At 63.6% G+C, this 20562-nt stretch carries 21 protein-coding genes; 2 read left to right on the top strand and 19 right to left on the bottom strand.

The genetic code is table 11. From position 1 onward, the window contains the following. Positions 1–304: 304 nt before the first annotated feature. From NCS00_RS06355 to guaB, 14 genes are all read right to left on the bottom strand, one after another. Positions 305–1051, bottom strand: coding sequence for a GntR family transcriptional regulator (locus NCS00_RS06355; protein WP_008350025.1), 747 nt, complete (start codon positions 1049–1051; stop codon positions 305–307). 296 nt (positions 1052–1347) lie between these two features. Next, positions 1348–2271, bottom strand: coding sequence for a muramoyltetrapeptide carboxypeptidase (gene ldcA, locus NCS00_RS06350; protein WP_174447754.1), 924 nt, complete (start codon positions 2269–2271; stop codon positions 1348–1350). Beyond that, the gene (tadA, locus tag NCS00_RS06345; protein WP_502801574.1) at positions 2265–2861 is read right to left on the bottom strand and encodes a tRNA adenosine(34) deaminase TadA; all 597 of its coding nucleotides are present in this window, start codon (positions 2859–2861) and stop codon (positions 2265–2267) included. The genes ldcA and tadA overlap by 7 nt, the downstream gene beginning before the upstream one ends. Next, entirely contained in the window at positions 2858–3250 is a 393-nt protein-coding gene (locus NCS00_RS06340) for a DnaJ family domain-containing protein (RefSeq protein WP_033537251.1), read from the bottom strand. Before NCS00_RS06340 ends, tadA begins: the two co-directional genes overlap by 4 nt. A 277-nt stretch (positions 3251–3527) precedes the next feature. Next, positions 3528–4259: an ABC transporter ATP-binding protein gene (locus NCS00_RS06335; RefSeq protein WP_008350032.1), complete on the bottom strand. Its 732-nt coding sequence runs from the start codon at positions 4257–4259 to the stop codon at positions 3528–3530. Next, the gene (locus NCS00_RS06330; protein ID WP_250439634.1) at positions 4256–5116 is read right to left on the bottom strand and encodes an ABC transporter ATP-binding protein; all 861 of its coding nucleotides are present in this window, start codon (positions 5114–5116) and stop codon (positions 4256–4258) included. The genes NCS00_RS06335 and NCS00_RS06330 overlap by 4 nt, the downstream gene beginning before the upstream one ends. Before the next feature lies 1 nt (position 5117). After that, positions 5118–6029, bottom strand: a complete 912-nt coding sequence (nikC, locus tag NCS00_RS06325) for a nickel transporter permease (protein WP_250439632.1) — start codon at positions 6027–6029, stop codon at positions 5118–5120. A 19-nt stretch (positions 6030–6048) separates the two neighbouring features. Continuing rightward, positions 6049–7023: an ABC transporter permease gene (locus NCS00_RS06320; protein WP_235366356.1), complete on the bottom strand. Its 975-nt coding sequence runs from the start codon at positions 7021–7023 to the stop codon at positions 6049–6051. Positions 7024–7094: 71 nt separating this feature from the next. Then, the gene (locus NCS00_RS06315) at positions 7095–8678 is read right to left on the bottom strand and encodes an ABC transporter substrate-binding protein (RefSeq protein WP_008350038.1); all 1584 of its coding nucleotides are present in this window, start codon (positions 8676–8678) and stop codon (positions 7095–7097) included. A 13-nt stretch (positions 8679–8691) separates the two neighbouring features. Next, on the bottom strand, positions 8692–9255 hold the full coding sequence (gene ddpX / locus NCS00_RS06310; protein ID WP_008350041.1) for a D-alanyl-D-alanine dipeptidase: 564 nt from the start codon (positions 9253–9255) through the stop codon (positions 8692–8694). Positions 9256–9346: 91 nt separating this feature from the next. Beyond that, positions 9347–9907, bottom strand: coding sequence for an RNA 2',3'-cyclic phosphodiesterase (thpR, locus tag NCS00_RS06305; protein ID WP_250439629.1), 561 nt, complete (start codon positions 9905–9907; stop codon positions 9347–9349). A 23-nt stretch (positions 9908–9930) separates the two neighbouring features. Further along, entirely contained in the window at positions 9931–11514 is a 1584-nt protein-coding gene (gene guaA, locus NCS00_RS06300) for a glutamine-hydrolyzing GMP synthase (protein WP_008350045.1), read from the bottom strand. A gap of 165 nt (positions 11515–11679) precedes the next feature. Continuing rightward, positions 11680–12480 (bottom strand): hypothetical protein, encoded by an 801-nt coding sequence (locus tag NCS00_RS06295; RefSeq protein WP_250439627.1) that lies wholly within the window; start codon positions 12478–12480, stop codon positions 11680–11682. Positions 12481–12495: 15 nt separating this feature from the next. Beyond that, the gene (guaB, locus tag NCS00_RS06290) at positions 12496–13956 is read right to left on the bottom strand and encodes an IMP dehydrogenase (RefSeq protein ID WP_008350049.1); all 1461 of its coding nucleotides are present in this window, start codon (positions 13954–13956) and stop codon (positions 12496–12498) included. Positions 13957–14168: 212 nt separating this feature from the next. Between guaB and NCS00_RS06285 the strand changes: the two genes are divergently transcribed. After that, on the top strand, positions 14169–15128 hold the full coding sequence (locus NCS00_RS06285; protein ID WP_034471975.1) for a DMT family transporter: 960 nt from the start codon (positions 14169–14171) through the stop codon (positions 15126–15128). 6 nt (positions 15129–15134) lie between these two features. Here NCS00_RS06285 and NCS00_RS06280 read toward each other — a convergent pair whose 3' ends face one another. Both NCS00_RS06280 and NCS00_RS06275 read right to left on the bottom strand, forming a co-directional pair. Further along, positions 15135–15458, bottom strand: a complete 324-nt coding sequence (locus tag NCS00_RS06280) for an RnfH family protein (protein WP_008350051.1) — start codon at positions 15456–15458, stop codon at positions 15135–15137. Continuing rightward, positions 15455–15892, bottom strand: coding sequence for a type II toxin-antitoxin system RatA family toxin (locus NCS00_RS06275; protein ID WP_008350053.1), 438 nt, complete (start codon positions 15890–15892; stop codon positions 15455–15457). Before NCS00_RS06275 ends, NCS00_RS06280 begins: the two co-directional genes overlap by 4 nt. Positions 15893–16011: 119 nt before the next feature. On the opposite strand from NCS00_RS06275, the gene smpB reads away from it, so the two are divergent. Further along, on the top strand, positions 16012–16461 hold the full coding sequence (smpB, locus tag NCS00_RS06270) for an SsrA-binding protein SmpB (RefSeq protein WP_008350055.1): 450 nt from the start codon (positions 16012–16014) through the stop codon (positions 16459–16461). Between the two features lie 44 nt (positions 16462–16505). Here smpB and NCS00_RS06265 read toward each other — a convergent pair whose 3' ends face one another. The 3 genes from NCS00_RS06265 to ppsA all read right to left on the bottom strand — a co-directional run bounded on the left by NCS00_RS06265 (position 16506) and on the right by ppsA (position 20403). Then, positions 16506–17432 carry an SPFH domain-containing protein gene (locus NCS00_RS06265; protein WP_250439683.1) on the bottom strand — a complete coding sequence of 309 codons (927 nt, stop codon included), beginning with the start codon at positions 17430–17432 and terminating at the stop codon, positions 16506–16508. A 25-nt stretch (positions 17433–17457) separates the two neighbouring features. Beyond that, positions 17458–17889: an NfeD family protein gene (locus tag NCS00_RS06260; RefSeq protein ID WP_250439681.1), complete on the bottom strand. Its 432-nt coding sequence runs from the start codon at positions 17887–17889 to the stop codon at positions 17458–17460. A 96-nt stretch (positions 17890–17985) separates the two neighbouring features. After that, on the bottom strand, positions 17986–20403 hold the full coding sequence (gene ppsA, locus NCS00_RS06255) for a phosphoenolpyruvate synthase (RefSeq protein ID WP_033537249.1): 2418 nt from the start codon (positions 20401–20403) through the stop codon (positions 17986–17988). Between the last annotated feature and the right edge of the window lie 159 nt (positions 20404–20562).

The raw sequence follows: 20562 nt of genomic DNA, 5'->3' as shown, positions 1-20562 counted from the left end.
TTCGATCGGATGCCTTCGCTGACGTGTCGGATGTCTCCATCCCGCGCGGCATTCTTCGGATTTGCGTTTTCGCCTTCGGGCATGAGGCCGAGAGCGCGCGAGGCATCGGCCCGGCACGCCCGCCCTGCGGCGGCTTTCATTTCACGCTCACACGAGCGTCCTGTTCGGTGCGATACACGCTACGGATTTTCAAAGCGTGCGACTCTCCACGCGCCTTCGCGCGAAGCGCGAGGCACGGTCTCCAGTTATTTAGTCCTGCTTGATTCAGCCGATGGCAGATAGTCCGATCTGCCGTCTGTCTGCCTTACATATCGAGCGCTCGTTCGCGCTCGGCGGGCTTCATGAACACTTCCTTCAGATCGACCGCGCCGCGTGCCGGCCGCTCCAGCATCTTCAGTTCGACGTCGCGCAGATGTTGCGCCATCAACACGCCGGCTTTCGCTGCATCGCCTGCATCGAGCGCGGCGAGAATCGCTTCGTGATCTTCGAACGAGCACGAACTCTTGCCGAGCGATTCATACAGCGCCGAGATCAGCGTCGAACGCGCGACGAGTCCCGACAGGCATTCGCACAGCACCGTGTTGCCGGTAAGCGCCGCGAGTTCGGTGTGAAACTCGCCGGAGAGCCGGATCCACGACGAAAAATCGTGGCTTTCGAAAGCGCGGCGCTCTTTTCCGATCGTCGCGCTGATCGACTTCAGCCGACGCACGCCGTGCCCTTGCGCAATTCGGTCCACCACGGCCAATTCGATGATGCGGCGCATTTCGAACACTTCATGCACTTCCTGCAACGACGGACTCGCGACGAACGCCCCGCGATTCGGCTCCAGATCGACGAGCCGTTCGTTCGACAGTTGCGCGAGCGCCTGGCGGACGGTGCCGCGCTTCACGGCGAACACCTCGCATAACTGCGCTTCGGTCAGCTTCGCGCCCGGCGCCAGCCGATGCTCGAGGATCGCGGCGCGGATGTTCTCGGCGATCGACTCGGCGTTCGCCCCGTTGGGAGCGGAATCTGCAGCGTTCGGTGCAGCACTACGCTTGGTGTCGGACATGATGTGCTCGCTTGCATGTTAAGCATCTTAGAATCGACATAAAGATTGTCAACAATTCATTTTTAAAATTATCGGTTACCGCGCGTTTTTCGAGTACCGCGTTTTGCTGAGGCCCAATATTGGCGGGCATCGCAGCAGATTCCACAAGTTTTTGTCAGCATTGTCGGCTCTTTTTTGTCGACAATTCTAGCGCCGCCGTGGTGCACGCAGTTGTCGCGGACGGTGCATGAACCGACAGTTAGTTGCAGGGACAAGCTAAAAATAAGGCGCTCGCTTGAGCGCCTTGCCACGCGGACTCAAGCCAGATGCGGGTAGTCGGAAAGTTTCAGCGTGAAGCCCCGCTCGCTCGCGATAAGGTGCGCCGCCGCACCGAAGGGCAGCGTCAGCAGATTTTCGACGTGCCCGAACTGCAATCCCGTCACCACCGGAATGCCCGTCACCGACCTCACCTGCTCGATCATCGCGTCGAGCGAATAGCCGTTGTCGTAGTCCGACAGACGGCCGCCGGAGAACTCCCCCATCACGATCGCCTGCTGACGACCGAGCACGCCCGCCTGATACAGCTGATAAATCATCCGCTCGATGCGAAACGGATGCTCGTTGACATCCTCGATGTACAGGATTCCGCCCTCGACCGGCGGCAGATACGGCGTGCCGACGAGCGACGCCAGAATCGCGAGATTGCCGCCCCACAGCATGCCGGTCGCGTCGACGGTCTGTTGCTGCGGCGTATGGCTCGTGATGGTGAAACTCGGTCGCGAGATCGCGTTCCAGAAGTGCTGCATCGTGAACGAACTGACCTGCTCGGCGCCGAAATCGCCCGCGAACATCGGTCCGCCGAAGCTTTTCACACCGGCGTGCGCGAACAGCGCGCACTGAATCGCGGTGAAATCGCTGTGGCCGACGATCGCCACCGGCTGATCCGCGAGCCTGCGCAGCCCGGTGTAGTCGAGGCCGTGCAGGATGCGCGACGCGCCGTATCCGCCCCGCACGGCAAGTACGATGTCAGGTAACGGGCGCGATGCATCCGCAAGACGATTGAGATCGGCGGCGCGTTCCGCATCGGTGCCGCCGAAGCGCTGGAAGCGTCGGCGCGTCGCGTCGACGTTTTCGAGCCGATGCCCTTCCCTGCGCAACCGTCCGATGCCGCGCTCGACGGCCGCCGGATCGTGTGGATAGCCAGAGGGCGCAACGAGGTCGATGGTGCGTGATTTCACGATGTTGTTAGTCGATCAGATGAATCGGCGGCGGGTTGCCCGGCTTCGCGCGCGCGGCGCGCATCGCGTTCGTCGCGCGCGAGGCGGCGGCGCTCGGCGAAGAAATTCTTGAGCGCATGCCCGCATTCATCCGCGAGCACGCCGCCCGTCACGGTGGTGTGGTGATTGAGCTGCGCATTCGCGAACATGTCGACGACACTGCCGCACGCGCCCGTTTTCGGGTCCGTGGCGCCGTAGACGACGCGCGAGATGCGCGCGTGCATGATCGCGCCCGCGCACATCAGGCAAGGTTCGAGCGTCACGTAGAGCTCGCAGCCCGGCAAGCGGTAGTTCTGGAGCGATTGGGCGGCGGCGCGCAGCGCGGCCATCTCGGCATGCGCGGACGGATCGTGTCCGCGAATCGGATAATTGAAGCCGGTGGCGATGACTTCGTCGCCGAGCACGATGACCGCGCCGACGGGCACTTCGCCCGCGCGACGGGCTTCGTCGGCGGCGCGTTGCGCGAGCGCCATGAAGCGGCGATCGCGTTCGCTGGCAGGATCGGCGATTTGAGCGTTGGGCGCGGGATCGGCCGCATCCGGCAGGCCGGTCACTTGACGTCCACCGCCACGCGCGACTGCGCGCGCTCGGACAAACGCTCCGCGATGCGCCGGCGATATTCATGCGGCACGCAGCCGCCGCCGCGCAGCGACTCGAGCGCCATGTCGAGCGCGAGCATCTTGGCTTGCAGCTGGCAACGGGCCGCGGGGTCCGTCACCTTGTCGAACTCTTCCTGAAGCCCGCGCAGCGCGCGAAGCTGTTCGACTGCCGGCGGGACGAAGCCCGCATTCTTGAGGATTCGATTGGCGACGCGCACTTCCTCGGGCACGAGGGTGTCGTCGTCGAAGTGAAGCGGTGCGCCCGCGCCCGGCAGGTTGTTGAACTCGCCACGCGCAGCGGCTTCGTTGATCCGCTGTTCGACCAAAGCATCTAGCAATTTCATCGGGGATTACGACCGGTTTTCACCCGCGAACGGGCGCGGTCTGTCACGATTTCCGTTGGTTAGCTCGAAGTCGGAAGGCAGCCGGAAAACCACGCTCGCGCGTTGTTCGGCACGTCTCGACAATCCAGCGCACATTCTATCAGCGGCGGCGGCACCGGTTTCGTCGAAGACAAGCCGGCCCGCCGCGCGTCGTCGTATACCGGGCTTATCGCCGTGCTTATGCGTCGTTCGCGCAACATCCATTGACCGCGTCATGACGATTGTGCTTGTACGACGACTACGCGTTCTGTCGCGTGTAGCCTTCTGTCGCGAGCAGAAGCCGGCGCGTGTACTCGTGCGTAACGTCGCGCGAACGCACGGCATCGACGCCCAGTTGCTCGACGATTTCGCCGTTGCGCATGACCGCGACGCGCTGGCAAAGAAAGCCGATCACGGCGAGATTGTGGCTCACGAGGATCATCGTCAGCTTGCGTTCGCGATGCAGGCGGCGCAGCAGGTTCAGGATTTCCGCCTGGACGGAGACATCGAGCGCGGAGGTCGGCTCGTCGAGCAGCAGCACGCGCGGCTCGACGATCAACGCGCGCGCGATCGACACGCGCTGGCGCTGCCCGCCCGACAACTGATGCGGATAGCGGAATCGATACGCCGGACCGAGCCCGACTTCGGCGAGCGCGGCGAGAATGCGCGTGTCTTCGTCGCCGATGCCGTTGATCGCGAGCGGCTCGCGCAAGGTCTTGTCGACGGTGAAGCGCGGATGCAGCGCGCCGTACGGGTCCTGGAACACCATCTGCACGTCGCGGCTTCCAGGGCGCGATCCGATGCTTATCCTGCCGCCCGACAGCGGCGTCAGCCCGGCGAGCGCGCGCAACAACGTCGACTTGCCGCTGCCCGATTCGCCGACGAGTCCGAAAACCTCGCCCTCTTCCACGCGCAGCGAAACGTCGCGCACGGCGTCGACGTGACCGCTCTTCGTCTTGAAGCGGATGAGCGCGCGCTCGATTTCGATCATCGCGCGATGCCTTCATCGAGCCACGCGCGGTCGCGGCGCAGCGCCGGCAACTCGTCGGGCGGATTCACGAGCGGCGGATTCGCTTCGAGCAGCCCGCGCGTGTACGGATGCGTCGCGTGAACGAGATCGCGCGCCGCGCACGTCTCGACGACGCGACCGCCGTACATCACCGCGACGCGGTCGCAGAACGACATCACGAGCGGCAAATCGTGACTGATGAACACGAGGCCGGTATCGTGGCGCGCGATCATCTCGTCGAGCACGGCAAGCACCTGCATCGATACGAGGACATCGAGCGCGCTCGTGGGTTCGTCGGCGATCAGAAGGCGCGGGCCGGCCGAGACCATCATCGCGATCATGACGCGCTGGCCCATGCCGCCGGACAGTTCGTGCGGATACGCATCCGCGACACGCTGCGGATCGCGGATATGCACCGCTTCCAGCGCTGCGACGATGCGCTCGCGCAACGCGCGCCGGCCTTCTTTCACGCCCTGCCGCACAAAGGTTTCGCGCATCTGCTGCGCGACGGTCATCACCGGGTTCAGCGAGAACTTCGGATCCTGCAGGATCATGCTCATGCGCGTGCCGCACAGGCGGCGGCGCGCTTTCGGGCGCATCGCGAGCAGGTCCTGTCCTTCCAAACGCAGCGCCTTAGCCGACCATTTTGCCTCGGGCGGCAGCAGTCCGAGCAGCGCGCGCCCCGTCAGCGATTTTCCCGATCCCGATTCGCCGACGATGCCGAGCCGCTCGCCGCGCCGCACCGTCAGCGATACGCCGCGCACGGCGGGCATGAGCACGCCGTCATGGCTCGCGAAGGCCACGTCCAGTCCGTCGATTTCAGCCAGCGCATCGGGCATGTCAGCCTCCGTGACGCGGATCGAAGACGTCGCGCAGACCGTCGCCGAGCAGGTTGAAGGCGAGGCTCACCGCGAGGATCGCGAGGCCGGGAATCGTCGCGACCCACCACGCGTCGAGCAGCACGTTGCGGCCCGCCGCGACCATGTAACCCCATTCCGGGCTCGGCGGCTGCGCGCCCAGTCCGAGAAAGCCGAGACCGGCGACGGCGAGAATGATGCCGGCCATGTCGAGCGTCGCGCGCACGATCACCGACGACGAGCACAGCGGCACGATATACCGCAGCAGAATGCGCAGATGCGAAGCGCCTTGCAGACGCGCCACATGGATGTAATCGGCCTGCGCGAGCCGCAGCGACTCCGCGCGCGCGAGACGCGCATACGGCGGCCACGCGGTGATCGACAGCGCGATCACCGCATTGAGCACGCCCGGCCCGAGCGCGGCGGCGAACGCGAGCGCGAGCACGATCTTCGGAAATGCGAGCGCGACGTCGGTCAAGCGCATCAGCAGGGTATCGACGATGCCGCCGCAATAACCCGCCACCGTGCCCATCAAAAGCCCGACCGGCACCACGAGCACGACGACGAGCATCGCGATCGCGAGCGTCAGGCGCGAGCCGTGCACGAGCCGCGAAAGGATGTCGCGGCCGAGTTGATCGGTGCCGAACCAGTGCGCCGCGCCGGGCGGCGTCAGACGTTCGGCGAGCACCTGCTGCAACGGATCCTGCGTGACGAGCATCGGCCCGAACGCCGCGACTACGATCAGCAGCAGCAGGATCGCGAGTCCGAGCATGCTCAACGGATTCGACGAGAACCGCCGCCAGCGCCGATACGCGCGCCCGAGCGCGGCTTGACGCGGCGACGCGGGCGTATCGGTCAGGAGCCACGCGCGCAAGCCCGTTCGCGGCTGTTTCATCTGCGCAAGATCCTCCATGTCAGCGCGCACGCGGATCGAACACGCGATACAGCGCGTCGGTCAACAGATTGAGCGCGATGAACGTCGCGCCGATCACGAGCGTGCTGCCGAGCACGGCGTTCATGTCGGCGTTCAACAGCGCGCCCGTCAGATACGAGCCGATGCCCGGCCACGCGAACACGATCTCCGTCAGCACCGAGCCTTCGAGCAGATAGCTGTATGCGAGCGCGATCACCGTCAGCAGCGGCACCGCAATATTGCCGAACGCGTGCCGCCAGATCACGCGGCGCTCGGGCAGCCCTTTCGCGCGCGCGGTCGTCACGTATTCCTGGCTCAGTTGTTCGAGCATGAACGAGCGCGTCATCCGCGACAGATACGCGATCGAATAGAACGCGAGCACGCTCGCCGGCAGCGCGATATGCGAGAACGCGTTCTCGAAGACATCCCATTCGCCGGCGATGAGCGAATCGATGAGCAAACTGCCCGTGCGGGTATCGACCATGCCGTCGTAAAGCGGATCGATGCGTCCCGGCCCGGACACCCAATGCAGCCGCGCGTAAAAGAGCAGCAGGCCCATCAGCGCGAGCCAGAACACCGGCACCGAGCTTCCGGCGAGCCCGATCACGCGCGCGATGTGATCGACGATGCGATTGTGCTTCACCGCCGCCGCGACGCCGAGCGGCACGCCGATCGCGATGCCGATGAAGGTCGAGAGCGTCGCGAGTTCGAGCGTCGCGGGAAAGACGCGCTTGATGTCGTCGATGACCGGATTTGCCGTCAACAGCGAAATGCCGAGATTGCCGTGCAGCACGTCGCGCGCGTAGATCAGGAATTGTTCGATGAGCGGCTTGTCGAGACCGAGCCGCAGACGCGCGGCGGCATAAGCCGTCGCGGACGCGCGATCGCCGAGAATCGCGAGCACCGGATCGATCGGAATCTTGCGGCCGATGAAAAACGTGATCGCGAGCAAGCCCGTGAACGTGATGGCGAGCATCGCGATCCAGCGCGCGAGCGCCAACGCGATGCGCGCGCCGCCGCGCCGCGAGCCGATGAGCGTGACCGTGTTCACTGCTTCTTGATGTTGCGATACGACACGAGATCGTTGATCGGCCCGACTTCGAGACCGGTCACGCCGGGCCGCGCCGCCACCTGCGACACCTTTTGGAACATGATGACGAACGGCGATTTCGCGAGCACTTCACGCTGCATCTTCTCGTACAGCTGCGCGCGCTTTTTCGTATCGCTTTCGGCGAGCGCCGCGTTGGTTTCCTTCGTCAGTTGTGGAATGTCCCACGCGTTGCGCCACGCGAGCATCTTGTAGCTCGATGCATCCGAGTTGTCCGGATTCCACACGAAGCCCTGCGCGTTACTGTGCGGATCGATGTAATCCGCCGACCACTCGCCGATGTAGATATCGTGGGCCCGCGCGCGATATCGTCCGAGCGTCTGCTTGTTGTCGCTCGGCACGAGTTGCACCTTGATGTTGGCGAGCGCGAGATTCGCCTGCACGGCTTGCGCGATCTCGCTGTACGGATAATCGTTGCGCACGTCCATCTTCACCGTGAAGCCGTTGGACAAGCCCGCTTTCGCGAGCAGCGCCTTCGCCTTCGCGACATCCTGGTGATACGGGTTTTCGTTCAGCGCGCCGAGAAAGCCTTCGGGGAGAAACGCTTCGTGAACCTTGTAGGTCGTGCGGATCACGTTCTTCTGAATGCCCTGATAGTCGATGAGCCACTTCATCGCTTCCCAGACTTCCGGCTTCGCGAGATTCGGATTCTTGTTGTTGAGGCCGAGATACATGAGTGTCGCTTGCGGCACGGCCGTCGCCTTGATGACGCCGTTCTTCGAGAGCGTGTCGAGATCGTCGGGCGAGAGGTCGCGCGCGACGTCGATGTCGCCGTTCTGGATCATCAGACGCTGGCTCGCCGCTTCCGTGACGTGACGCAGCACGATGCGCTTCATCGCGAGCGGAATGCGATAGCCGTCGAAGCGTTGCAGCACGATGCTGTCGTTGGCGGTCCATTTCACGAGCTTGTACGCGCCCGAACCGGCTTCGTTGGTCTTCAGCCACTCGTTGCCGTAGTCGTTGCCCTTCGCGTGCGATTCGACGAGCTTGCGATCCACCACCGACGCCGGCCACGAACCGAGCACGTTGAGCACGAAGGTCGGCGCATAGCGCTGATCCGTCGTGATCGAGACGGTCGTATCGTCGATCTTCTTCACGTTCTGCAACGCGTTCGCCTTCGTCAGCCCGATGCCCGCAAGCACCGCCGCCGCGCCCTTGTCGAGCAGCGCGGTGCGCTGGATCGACCACGCGACGTCATCGGCGGTGAGCGTATTGCCGGAATGGAACTTGAGTCCCGGCCGGATCTTGAACGTGAACGTGAGGCCGTCCTGACTCACCGTCCACGATTCGGCGACATCGCCATTGAATTTCGACGGATCCTTCAGATCGACGCGCACCAGACGGTCATACGTGTTCGCGACGTATTCCTCCGGCACCAGTTCGTAGATTTCGCCGGGATCGAGCGACGTGAATTCATCGAGCAACGTGGCCATGACGAACATGTCTTTCGGCGTCGCGGCGCTTGCCGGCGGCGCGCTCATCAACGTGAGCATCAGCGCCGTGATCAGTGCAGTCAGTTTCATGTCGAATCCCCGATTACATGAGCCGCAGCGGGCCGCATTCTTCGTTGTCGATCAGAGCAAGTTCGCGCGAGCCGGGCAATTCGTAATGCCACCACTCGCTTTTGATGTGCGTGAAGCCCGCGCCGTGCATGACGCCCAGCAGCAGCGTGCGGTTGCGCTGCACATGCTCCGGCAAGCCGAAGTGAAAGTGCTCGGATTCGGCGACCATCGCATCGAAACCGGTGCCCATGTCGAGCTCGTTGCCGTCACGATCGACGAGCGTCAGGTCCACCGCCGTGCCGCGGCTATGGTTCGAGCCGCGTCCGAGTTCGGCGATGAAGGTCGGATCGGGCAGGAAATCCCACAGCACTTTCTGCGCTTGCGGCGGACGATAGGCGTCGAAGATCCTGAGCGTCATGCCGATGCTCGTCGCGATATCGACGGCTTTACGCAATGCCGCTTCGGCGGGCTCGAGCAGCAGGCAGTGCTGCGCCTTGTAGATGGGCTTGCCGGTGAAATTGCGATCGGTCGCGTAGACGAGATCGATCTGGACGTGGTGGGTGTCGGGCGTGATGTGCAGCAGGCGGGATCGGGTCATGTAAGCGCTTCGTCTCGATTCATTCCGATACCCGCACCTTAACGCGTTAGAAAAATCCGCGAAACCTTTTATTGCGCGTGGTTCCGCCGATTCACGGCACGAGCGGCCAGCGCGCGAGGACTTCGTGTTGCGATTTGCCGAGCCGGCTGCGCACGAGCGCGAACTCACGCACGGTCCATGCGATGGGTTCGATGCGCTCACGCGCGACGCGGTGTTCGTCGTAGAGCAAGGTCACATGAGGCGTGAAATGGGGATGCCGCTTCAGTGCGATGCCTGCCGCCTCCAGCGCCGCGCCGAGCGTTCGCTCGAGCGCGTCGAGCGGCTCGGTGACATCGCCGGAAACGACGAGCGGGCGTCTCGCGCGACGGCCGGAAAAGCTTTCGATACGGTCGAGCGTCACATCGACGGGCGGCAACGCGATTCGGGATGCTGCGGCGCAAGCGTGCGCGGCCACATCGGCGGGAACGCCTGCGAAGGCGCCGAGATAATGCAGGGTGACGTGAAGGCGATCGGCGCGAATCGCCCTCGCCTTCAGCGTGTGCTCGATACGCAGCCGCGCCGCCAGTTCGGCGATGCGCGCGGCGGCGACTGCGTCCGGATAGATCGCGAAGAAGAGCGAGTCGGTGGGGCGATCGGACGCGGAATCAGTCATGCCCCCTCGCAATCAGACGCGGCTCACTCCCACTCGATCGTCGCAGGCGGCTTGCCGGAGATGTCATACACCACCCGATTGATCCCGCGCACTTCGTTGATGATGCGATTGGAAACATGCCCGAGCAGATCATGCGGCAGATGCGCCCAATGCGCGGTCATGAAGTCGAGCGTCTGCACGGCGCGCAGCGCGACGACGTATTCATAGGTGCGCCCGTCGCCCATCACGCCGACGCTCTTGACCGGCAGGAACACCGCGAACGCCTGGCTCGTCAGGTCGTACCACGACTTGCCCGTTTCCTTGTCGATGGTGTTGCGCAGCGTCTCGATAAAAATGGCATCGGCGCGGCGCAGCAGGTCCGCGAATTCGCGCTTCACTTCGCCGAGAATCCGCACGCCGAGACCCGGACCGGGGAACGGATGCCGATACACCATCGCGGGCGGCAGACCGAGCTTCACGCCGAGTTCGCGCACTTCGTCCTTGAAAAGCTCGCGCAGCGGTTCGAGCAGCTTCAAATTCAGCGTCTCCGGCAAACCGCCGACGTTGTGATGGCTCTTGATCGTATGCGCGCCCTTCTTGCCCTTGCCCGCCGATTCGATCACGTCCGGATAAATCGTGCCCTGCGCGAGCCATTTGGCATCGGTGAGCTTGTCCGATTCGTTGTGAAACACTTCGACGAACTCCGCGCCGATGATCTTGCGCTTCGCCTCCGGATCGGTCACGCCCGCAAGCTTCTGCAGGAATTCCTCGCTGGCATCGACGTGAATCACCTTCACGCCCAGGTGATCCGCGAACGTCGACATGACCTGCTCCGCCTCGTTCTGACGCAGCAAGCCGTGATCGACGAACACGCACGTCAGCTGGTCGCCGATCGCGCGATGCAAAAGCGCCGCCGCCACCGACGAATCCACGCCGCCCGACAAGCCGAGAATCACGTGCTCATTGCCGACCTGCGCGCGGATGTTCTCGACCGCCTCGTCGATGTAATGGCCCATCTCCCAATCGGCCTTCGCGCCGCACAGCTCCAGCACGAAACGGTCGAGCATCGCGCGGCCCTGCACCGTATGCGTGACTTCCGGATGCCATTGCAGGCCGTAGAAGCGCCGGTCGTCGTCGGCCATCGCGGCGATCGGGCACGACGGCGTCGAGGCCATCAGCTTGAAACCCGCCGGCAGATCGACGACCTTGTCGCCGTGGCTCATCCAAACCTTGAGCATCGACTCGCCCTTGTCGCTGGCGAAATCCTGAATGCCTTCCAGAAAGCCCGTGTGATTCAGCGCCTGCACTTCCGCATAGCCGAATTCGCGCACGTTGCCGAGTTCGACCTTGCCGCCGAGCTGATCGGCCATCGTCTGCATGCCGTAGCAGATGCCGAGCACCGGCACGCCGAGATCGAAGACGATCTGCGGGGCGCGCGGCGACTTCGCCTCGGTGACGGAGTTCGGGCCGCCGGACAGGATGATGCCCTTCGGCGCGAATTCGCGGATGAACGTCTCGTCGACGTCGTACGGATGGATTTCCGAGTAGACGTGCGACTCGCGGATGCGCCGCGCGATCAGCTGGGTGACTTGGGAGCCGAAATCGAGAATCAGGATTTTGTCGTGCATGGCTGCGGCCAAAGGCTAAGTGAACGAATGATGTCGGTGCTGCCGGAGCGCGGCCTCGCGCCCCGGTCTGCAAATAAATCGACGGCCGGCGCAAAGGCCGACCGTGCTTGTCCTGCGTGTTTCCGTTGCTGCGCGTGCGTGGCTCGTAGCATGCGCTTCACGCCTTCAGCGAGGCGCGCGGCCCGCGCCGGGCGCGAGCGGATCGGCTCTTCGACCCGTCGCCGGATCGATCTCGCCGCTGATGACGGGCTCGATGCGCTTGCCGGTGACCGGATCGACCGCGCGGCCCGTCAGCGGATCGAGCGTGCCGCCGGTGACGGGATCGACCGCGCCGTCCGGGTGCGCGCGAACCGCGCCGGCCGGCGAGACGGAATCGAGCGTGCGGCCCGATACCGGATCGATGGCCGTCGCGCCCGGTGCGCGCGCTGCGGGACGCGCCGCGAGATCGACCGATTCGGCGCGCGCCGACGATGCCGCGTTGCTCGCGGAAAACTCGTCACGCTTTTGCGCCGCCTTCTTTTCCGCGCGCTGCGCCGATACCGCGCCGGCCGCCGCCGCGCGCTCGCGCCGACGCACCGCCGACGACAGTCTCACGCTGCCCAGACCGAGCACCAGCAGCACGGCGCCCACGACGGCCGCGCTGATCTGCCCGAAGCCATCGATCTGAGGCGTATGCAGTCCGAGCAGCCAGACCAGCACCACCACCCCCGACAGCCACTGCACGTGTCCCGACACGCGCGCGGCGCGAGCCGTCAACGCGCCATCGACGGCTGCGTGAAACGCAAGCCACGACAGCCCGATGAGCGCGATACCGAGCAACTGCCCGGCGAACGCCGGCTGAACGCGGATCGAATCCAGTTGCAGCGCGCCGTACAGGCCCGCCCACGGCGTCAGCAGAAACAACAGGCCGAACGCCAGAAAAATCAGGGCATTGATGACGAGCACGACCCGCAGCAACGGTTTCATGATCAGTCCGCTCGATTAGTCGACGTGATAGTTGGGCGCTTCCTTCGTGATCTGCACGTCATGCACATGCGATTCGCGCATGCCGGCCGCCGTGATCTGAACGAATTCCGCCTTCTCGTGCAGCTCGGAAATCGTGCGGCAACCGCAGTAGCCCATGCTCGCGCGCACGCCGCCGACGATCTGGAACAGGATCGCGTTGACCGAGCCCTTGTAGGCCACACGGCCTTCGATACCTTCCGGCACGAGCTTGTCGATATTCGCCGAGTTGTCCTGGAAGTAGCGGTCCGCCGCGCCGTCCTTCATCGCGCCGACCGAACCCATGCCGCGGTACGACTTGTACTGGCGGCCCTGATACAGGAACACGTCGCCCGGCGATTCTTCGGTGCCCGCGAGCATGCTGCCCATCATGACGACGTTCGCGCCCGCCGCGAGCGCCTTCGACACGTCGCCCGAGAAGCGCACGCCGCCGTCCGCGATGACCGGCACGCCGGTGCCGCGCAGTGCTTCGGAAACATTCGCGATCGCCGTGATCTGCGGCACGCCGACGCCCGCCACGATCCGCGTCGTGCAGATCGAGCCCGGGCCGATACCGACCTTCACCGCGTCCGCGCCGTACTCGACGAGCGACTTGGCTGCCGCCGCCGTCGCGATATTGCCGCCGATGACCTGCACGTGCGGATAATTCTGCTTGACCCAGCGCACGCGCTCCAGCACGCCCTGGCTATGGCCGTGCGCGGTATCGACGACGATCACGTCGACGCCCGCCTGCGCGAGCAGCTCGACGCGCTCTTCATTGTCCGGACCGACGCCCACGGCCGCGCCCACACGCAGCTTGCCGTCTTCGTCCTTGCAGGCGTCCGGGTTTTCGGTCTGCTTGGTGATGTCCTTCACCGTCATCAGGCCGCGCAGCTCGAACGCGTCGTTCACCACGAGCACGCGCTCCAGGCGATGGCTGTGCATCAGCGCCTTCGCCTCGGCGAGCGACGTGCCTTCCTTGACCGTCACGAGGCGTTCGCGCGGCGTCATGATGTTGCGCACCGGCTCATCGAGCCGTTCTTCGAAGCGCAGGTCGCGATTGGTGACGATGCCGATCAGTTGCGCGCCTTCGACCACCGGGAAACCCGAAATGCCGTGCTGCTGCGTCAGCGCGATGACGTCGCGCACGCGCATTTGCGGCGGAATCGTGATCGGATCGCGCACGACGCCCGATTCGAAGCGCTTCACTTTCGCGACTTCGCGGGCCTGTTCCTTGGCGGTGAGATTCTTGTGGACGATGCCGATGCCGCCCATCTGCGCCATCGCGATGGCGAGCCGGCCTTCGGTGACCGTGTCCATGGCGGCGGACACGAGAGGCATGTTCAGGGAAATATTGCGAGTCAGCTGGGATTTCAGGCTGGTGTCGCGCGGGAGAACGCTGGAGAAGGCGGGCACGAGGAGCACGTCATCGAACGTGAGTGCTTTCTGGATCAGACGCATGGCAAATCCTATGGGCGCAAAAGCAGATTATACCGATAGTTCCCTGCATTTTCACTGCCCGAACAGCAGCTTAGCCCATTCGGACGCAAATTCCGGACCGCTTTCGCCCGTCTGCCGGGCGCCCGCGTTGTTGCAGTTTTAGACAAGACGGCCGCCCGGGGCCACATGCTACGCTTCGCGCCGTCAGTTGAAATTTCGGCAGGAGTCGGACGATGCAGCGCGGTGTGATGTACGGAATGGCGGCGGGAGCGATCTGGGGTTTCATCTTTCTCGCGCCACGGCTCTTGCCGGATTTTTCGCCGCTGACGCTCTCCGTCGGGCGCTATCTGATGTACGGCGCGGTTTCGCTCGCCGTGGCGCTGCCGTTCGCCCGGCGCCTCGCGGCCAAGCTCACGCGCGCCGATTTCATCGCGCTCGCGAAGCTCGCGCTGGTCGGCAACCTGCTGTACTACATGCTGCTCGCGAGCGCGGTGCAGCTCGTGGGCGTCGCGCCTTCGTCGCTGATCGTCGGCATTCTCCCCGTGACCGTCACGCTCGCCGGACGGCGGGATCGCGGCGCGGTCGACCTGAAAAGGCTCATCGGGCCGCTCCTGCTCGTGCTGGCGGGCATCGCGTGCATCAATCTCGATGTATTCAGCGACGCCGATCACGCGACGAGCGTGCTCACGCGCCTCGCCGGACTCGGATGCGCGCTCGGGGCGCTCGCTTCTTGGACGTGGTACGCGGTCGTCAACGCGCGGTATCTGCAATCGAATCGCCATTTCGACGGCAACGAGTGGTCCATCCTGTGGGGCATCGTGACGGGTCTGCTCGGCGTCGCGCTCGGCGCGATCGTCTGGATGCTGCCCGCGGGCACGGTGCAGGCGAGCGTGCCCGCGTCGCGCTGGCATCTGTTCTGGATCGTTTCTTTTGCGCTGGCCACCGGCGGCTCGTGGCTCGGCAACATGCTGTGGAACGCGGCAGCGAAGCGCCTGCCGCTCACGCTGTCAGGGCAGATGATCGTGTTCGAGACGCTCTTCGCCCTGCTCTACGCCTTCGTCTACGACGGCCGCTGGCCGCGCTCGCCCGAAGTGCTCGCGATCGTGCTGCTGCTCGCCGGCGTAATCTGGTCGGTCAGGCAGCACACGCTGGAGCCGGCGCCCGCCGCGGCGAAAGAAGCGCCCGCGCATTGAATTCGCTCAGCGCGAATCCTTCGACTGCCACTTGCGCCCTTCGATCGATCCCGCCTTGCGCGCCTTGTCCACGCGGCGCTGGCGCGCGGCCTTCGGATCCACCTTCAGCGGCCGATAAATCTCGACGCGGTCGAAATCGGCGAGCGCCGCGTCGAGCGGCTTCGGCTTGCCGAACACGCCGACCTTCTGCGTCGTCAGATCGATGTCGCGATGCGCGAGCAGCACGCCGCTTGCGTCGATCGCATCGCGCACCGTCGCGCCCTCGGGCAGGTCGACGCGCTTCAGGAACGCGCCATCGGGCAGGCCGTAGCAGACATCGATATGCATCATGGCTTGCCGTAGCGCTGGTCCGCGCGCTTCACGAAGGAATCGACGAACGTGTTGGCGATATGGCTGAACACCGGCCCGATGATCTTCTCCAGAATCACGTTCGAGAATTCGTAATGCAGCGCGAATTCGATCTTGCAGGCGTCCGCGCGCAGCGGCGTAAAGTGCCAATATCCGGTGAATTTCTTGAAAGGGCCGCTCAGGAACTCCATATCGATATTGGTCGGACGCTTTTGCACATTGCGCGTCGCGAAATGCTGCTTGATGCCCTTGAAGCTGATGTCGATCTTCGCTTCCATGCCGTTCTCGTCGTGGCGGCCGATTTCGACGCCGCCGCACCAAGGCAGGAAATTGGGGTAGTCGGCGACATCGGTGACGAGGTCGAACATTTCTTCCGCTGAATGGCGGATCAATACGGTTTTCTGGACGTCTGCCATATAGGGCGCAGCGGTGGCTGAATTGGGCGGCAACGCGCAAGAGAACGAGGCATCGGATCGAACGCATGCCGGCGCGCTGCTAAAATCAGGATTTTAAACGAGTTGGGCACTTTCCATTCATGAGCATCATCGACAACAGAAAAGCCTTCTTCGATTACTTCGTCGAAGAGCGCTACGAGGCCGGTCTCGTGCTCGAGGGCTGGGAAGTCAAGGCGCTTCGCGCCGGGCGCGCGCAGATCAAGGAAGGCTACGTCGTGATCAAGAACGGCGAGCTCTTTCTGATCGGCACGCATATCAGCCCGCTGCCCGAAGCATCGAAATTCGCTAACCTCGATCCGGTGCGCACGCGCAAGCTGCTCCTCCACCGCGAACAGATCGACAAGCTCATCGGCAAGGTCGAGCAGCGCGGGCACACGCTCGTGCCGCTCAACTTCCACTACAAGGATGGCCGCGTGAAATGTGAAATCGGCCTCGCGAAGGGCAAGAAGTTGCACGACAAACGCGAGACCGAAAAGAAGCGCGACTGGGAACGCGAACGCGGGCGTCTGATGCGAACCGCCTCGCGTTAAACCGTGAAACGAATCGGGGGGGCTTTTTAGCGCCCCCGATTGCTTCAGCTCTTCCTGATTATGCCGCTGCCCTCGCCTTTCACGATCGACAACGCGGACGCGATCATCGTGCTCATGTCGGACATGTTGCCCGGCACGATCAGCGTGTTGCCCTGCTTCGCGAGATTGCCGAACGCGCCGACATACTGCTCCGCAACCTTCAGATTCACCGCTTCCATGCCGCCCGCTGTCTGAATTGCAGTGCCGATCTTCTCGATGGCTTGCGCGTTCGCTTCCGCCACCGCGAGAATCGCGGCGGCTTCGCCCTGCGCCTGATTGATCGCCGCCTGCCGTTCGCCTTCCGACTTCTGGATCGCGGCCTCGCGCGCGCCCGATGCCAGATTGATCTGCTCCTGCTTGCGCCCTTCGGACGCGGCGATCAGCGCGCGCTTCTCGCGCTCGGCGGTGATCTGCGCCTGCATCGCGTGAAGGATTTCCTTCGGCGGCGTGAGATCCTTGATTTCATAGCGCAGCACTTTCACGCCCCAGTTCGACGCGGCTTCGTCGAGCGCATTCACGATGCTCTGGTTGATGAAGTCGCGCTCCTCGAACGTCTTGTCGAGCTCCAGCTTGCCGATGACCGAACGCAACGTCGTCTGCGACAGTTGCGTGATCGCGAACACGAAGTTGCTCGATCCGTACGAAGCCTTCATCGCATCCGTGACCTGGAAGTACAGCACGCCATCGACTTGAAGCTGCGTGTTGTCGCGCGTGATACAGACTTGGCTCGGCACTTCGAGCGGAATCTCCTTCAGCATGTGCTTGTAGGAAATGCGATCGATGAACGGCAGCACGATGTTGAGGCCCGGCGTGAGCGTTGCATGATAGCGGCCGAGGCGTTCCATGATCCATGCGTGTTGCTGAGGGACGATCTTGACCGTTTTCGACACGATGACGATCGCGATGACGAGCACGATGAGCGCAAAGTACATTGACATTATTTTTCTCCTTATAGGACTACCGTTTGGCCGCTACGATCAGGCGATTGCCGTCGAGCGCCGTGATGCGATAAAGCTGTGCGCCCTCCGTTTCGCCCGGTGCGAGCTCGACATCCCACTGCGCGCCGCGATACATTGCGCGCGCGTGGCCGTGATGCCATTGATCGACTTCCAGGGTCGCGCCGATATCGAGATTCACGGCCGCATCGCGCGACGCGTCGTCACGCCGCTTCCAGCTGACGAAGCGCGAGCGCCGCAGCACCGCCACCGCGATCAGCGCGATGACCGCGGCCGCGCCCATCTGTACGTGCGGCAACGCGCCGAGCACATGAGCGACGCCGCCCGCGATCATCCCGAGCGCGATCATGAGCAGATAGAACGTTCCGGTAAACAATTCCGCGACGATCAGCGCGCCCGCAGCGACCCACCAGATCAACCCGCCCGTTTCCATCATCGGTCTCCAAACGAAAACACCCCGGAAAAGTCCGGGGTGTTTTTATATCACGCTGCACCAATCCGAAAGCAAGTGGAAAGGTGTGACATCGACTTATTTTGACAAGGTCTTCGCGAGCTGCTGCCACGTATCGATGATCGTGTCCGGATTAAGCGACATCGACTCGATGCCCTGCTTCGCGAGCCACTCGGCGAGATCAGGGTGGTCCGACGGGCCCTGACCGCAAATGCCGACGTACTTGTTCAGCTTCAGGCACGTCTCGATCGCGCGCTTCAGCATGAACTGCACCGCTTCGTCGCGCTCGTCGAAGTCCGCCGCGAGCAACTCCATGCCCGAGTCGCGATCGAGGCCCAGCGTCAACTGCGTCAGGTCGTTGGAACCGATCGAGAAGCCGTCGAAGCGCTCCAGGAACTGCTCGGCGAGAATCGCGTTGGACGGCACTTCGCACATCATCACGAGCTTCAGGTCGTTCTTGCCGCGTTCGAGACCGAACTTCTTCAGCAGCTCGACCACGCGATCCGCCTGCTTCAGCGTACGCACGAACGGCACCATGATCTGCACGTTGTCCAGGCCCATTTCCTCGCGGACCTTCTTCAGCGCGATGCATTCCATGTGGAACGCCTCGGCGAAGTCTTCCGCGATATAGCGCGACGCGCCACGGAAACCGAGCATCGGATTTTCTTCATCCGGCTCGTAGCGCGAACCGCCGATCAGCTTCTTGTACTCGTTCGACTTGAAGTCCGACAGACGCACGATGACGGGCTTCGGATAGAACGCCGCTGCAATCGTGGCGATGCCTTCGGTCAGCTTGTCGACGTAGAACGCTTTCGGCGATGCATGGCCGCGCGCGACGCTTTCAACCGCCTTCTTCAGATCGGCATCGACGTTCGGGTACTCCAGAATCGCCTTCGGATGCACGCCGATGTTGTTGTTGATGATGAACTCGAGTCGCGCCAGGCCGACGCCCGCGTTCGGCAACTGCGCGAAGTCGAACGCGAGTTGCGGATTGCCGACGTTCATCATGATCTTGACCGGGATCTTCGGCAGTTCGCCGCGCTGCACTTCGGTCACTTCGGTTTCGAGCAGGCCGTCGTAGATCTTGCCTTCGTCGCCTTCCGCGCACGACACCGTGACGAGCGCGCCGTCCTTCAGGATGTCCGTTGCGTCGCCGCAGCCGACGACCGCCGGCACGCCCAGCTCACGCGCGATGATCGCCGCGTGGCACGTACGGCCGCCGCGATTGGTCACGATGGCCGATGCGCGCTTCATCACCGGTTCCCAGTTAGGGTCCGTCATGTCGGCGACGAGCACGTCGCCCGGCTGCACGCGTTCCATTTCCGACGGATCGTGAATCACGCGCACGGGGCCCGCGCCGATCTTCTGGCCGATCGCGCGGCCGGTCGCCAGCACGTTCGACTGCCCCTTCAGCTTGAAGCGCATTTCGGCCTTGCCCGACGCCTGGCTCTTCACCGTCTCCGGGCGCGCCTGGAGGATGAACAGCTTGCCGTCGCGGCCGTCCTTGCCCCACTCGATGTCCATCGGACGCTGATAGTGCTTCTCGATGATGACCGCGTACTTCGCGAGCTCGATCACGTCTTCGTCGGTGATCGAGAAGCGGTTGCGCTGTTCGTGCGGCACGTCGACGGTCTTCACGCGGCCCGGCTCGCCCGGCTTCGTGAATTCCATCTTGATGAGCTTCGAGCCGATCGAGCGGCGGATGATCGGGTATTTGCCCTGTTCGAGCGTCGTTTTGAAGACGTGGAACTCGTCCGGATTCACCGCGCCTTGCACGACGGTTTCGCCCAGGCCGTAGCTCGACGTGATGAAGACGGTTTCCTTGAAGCCCGATTCGGTGTCGATGGTGAACATCACGCCGGCCGCGCCGACGTCGGAGCGCACCATGCGCTGCACGCCCGCCGACAACGCGACTTCCGCATGCGTGAAGCCCTTGTGGACGCGATAAGAAATGGCGCGGTCGTTATAAAGCGACGCAAACACGTGCTTCATGCGATCGAGCACGTCCTCGATGCCGACCACGTTCAGATAGCTTTCCTGCTGGCCCGCGAAGGATGCGTCCGGCAAGTCCTCGGCCGTCGCCGACGAGCGCACGGCAAACGAAAGCTCTTCGGGCGAGCTGGCTTGAAGGACTTCGAAACCGCGGCGGATTTCGTCTTCGAGGCGCGGCTGCATCGGCGCGTCGACGATCCACTGACGGATTTCCTTGCCGGCTTCGGCGAGCGCCTTGACGTCGTCGACATCGAGCGTCTCGAGACGATTGGCGATGCGGTCCGTCAGATTGTTGTGATGGAGGAAGTCGCGGAATGCGAGCGCAGTCGTGGCGAAACCCGTCGGCACGCGAACGCCGGCTTCGGAAAGCTGGCTGATCATTTCGCCGAGCGACGCATTCTTGCCGCCGACGATTTCCACGTCGGTCATTCGCAACTGCTCGAATGGAACTACATACGCCTGATCCTTTGCGACATCTTTCGCAACATTGACTGCGTTAGTCATACAAGCCCCTAAGGTGGATGGAATTCACGATCGCACGAGTGGGCTCATATGCGAGCGCGCTCATTGGAAGCGCGCACGCATCTCGTACAACCTGTTTGATAAACCTTCGGGGACACGCGCCCGCGAGAACCGGGGCACGTCAAAAAGAAGCGGGGTACG

Source organism: Caballeronia sp. AZ1_KS37 (assembly GCF_023631165.1).
In the GTDB taxonomy this organism is placed as follows: Bacteria; Pseudomonadota; Gammaproteobacteria; order Burkholderiales; family Burkholderiaceae; genus Caballeronia; species Caballeronia zhejiangensis.
This window is presented reverse-complemented; position numbering and strand designations above follow the sequence as displayed.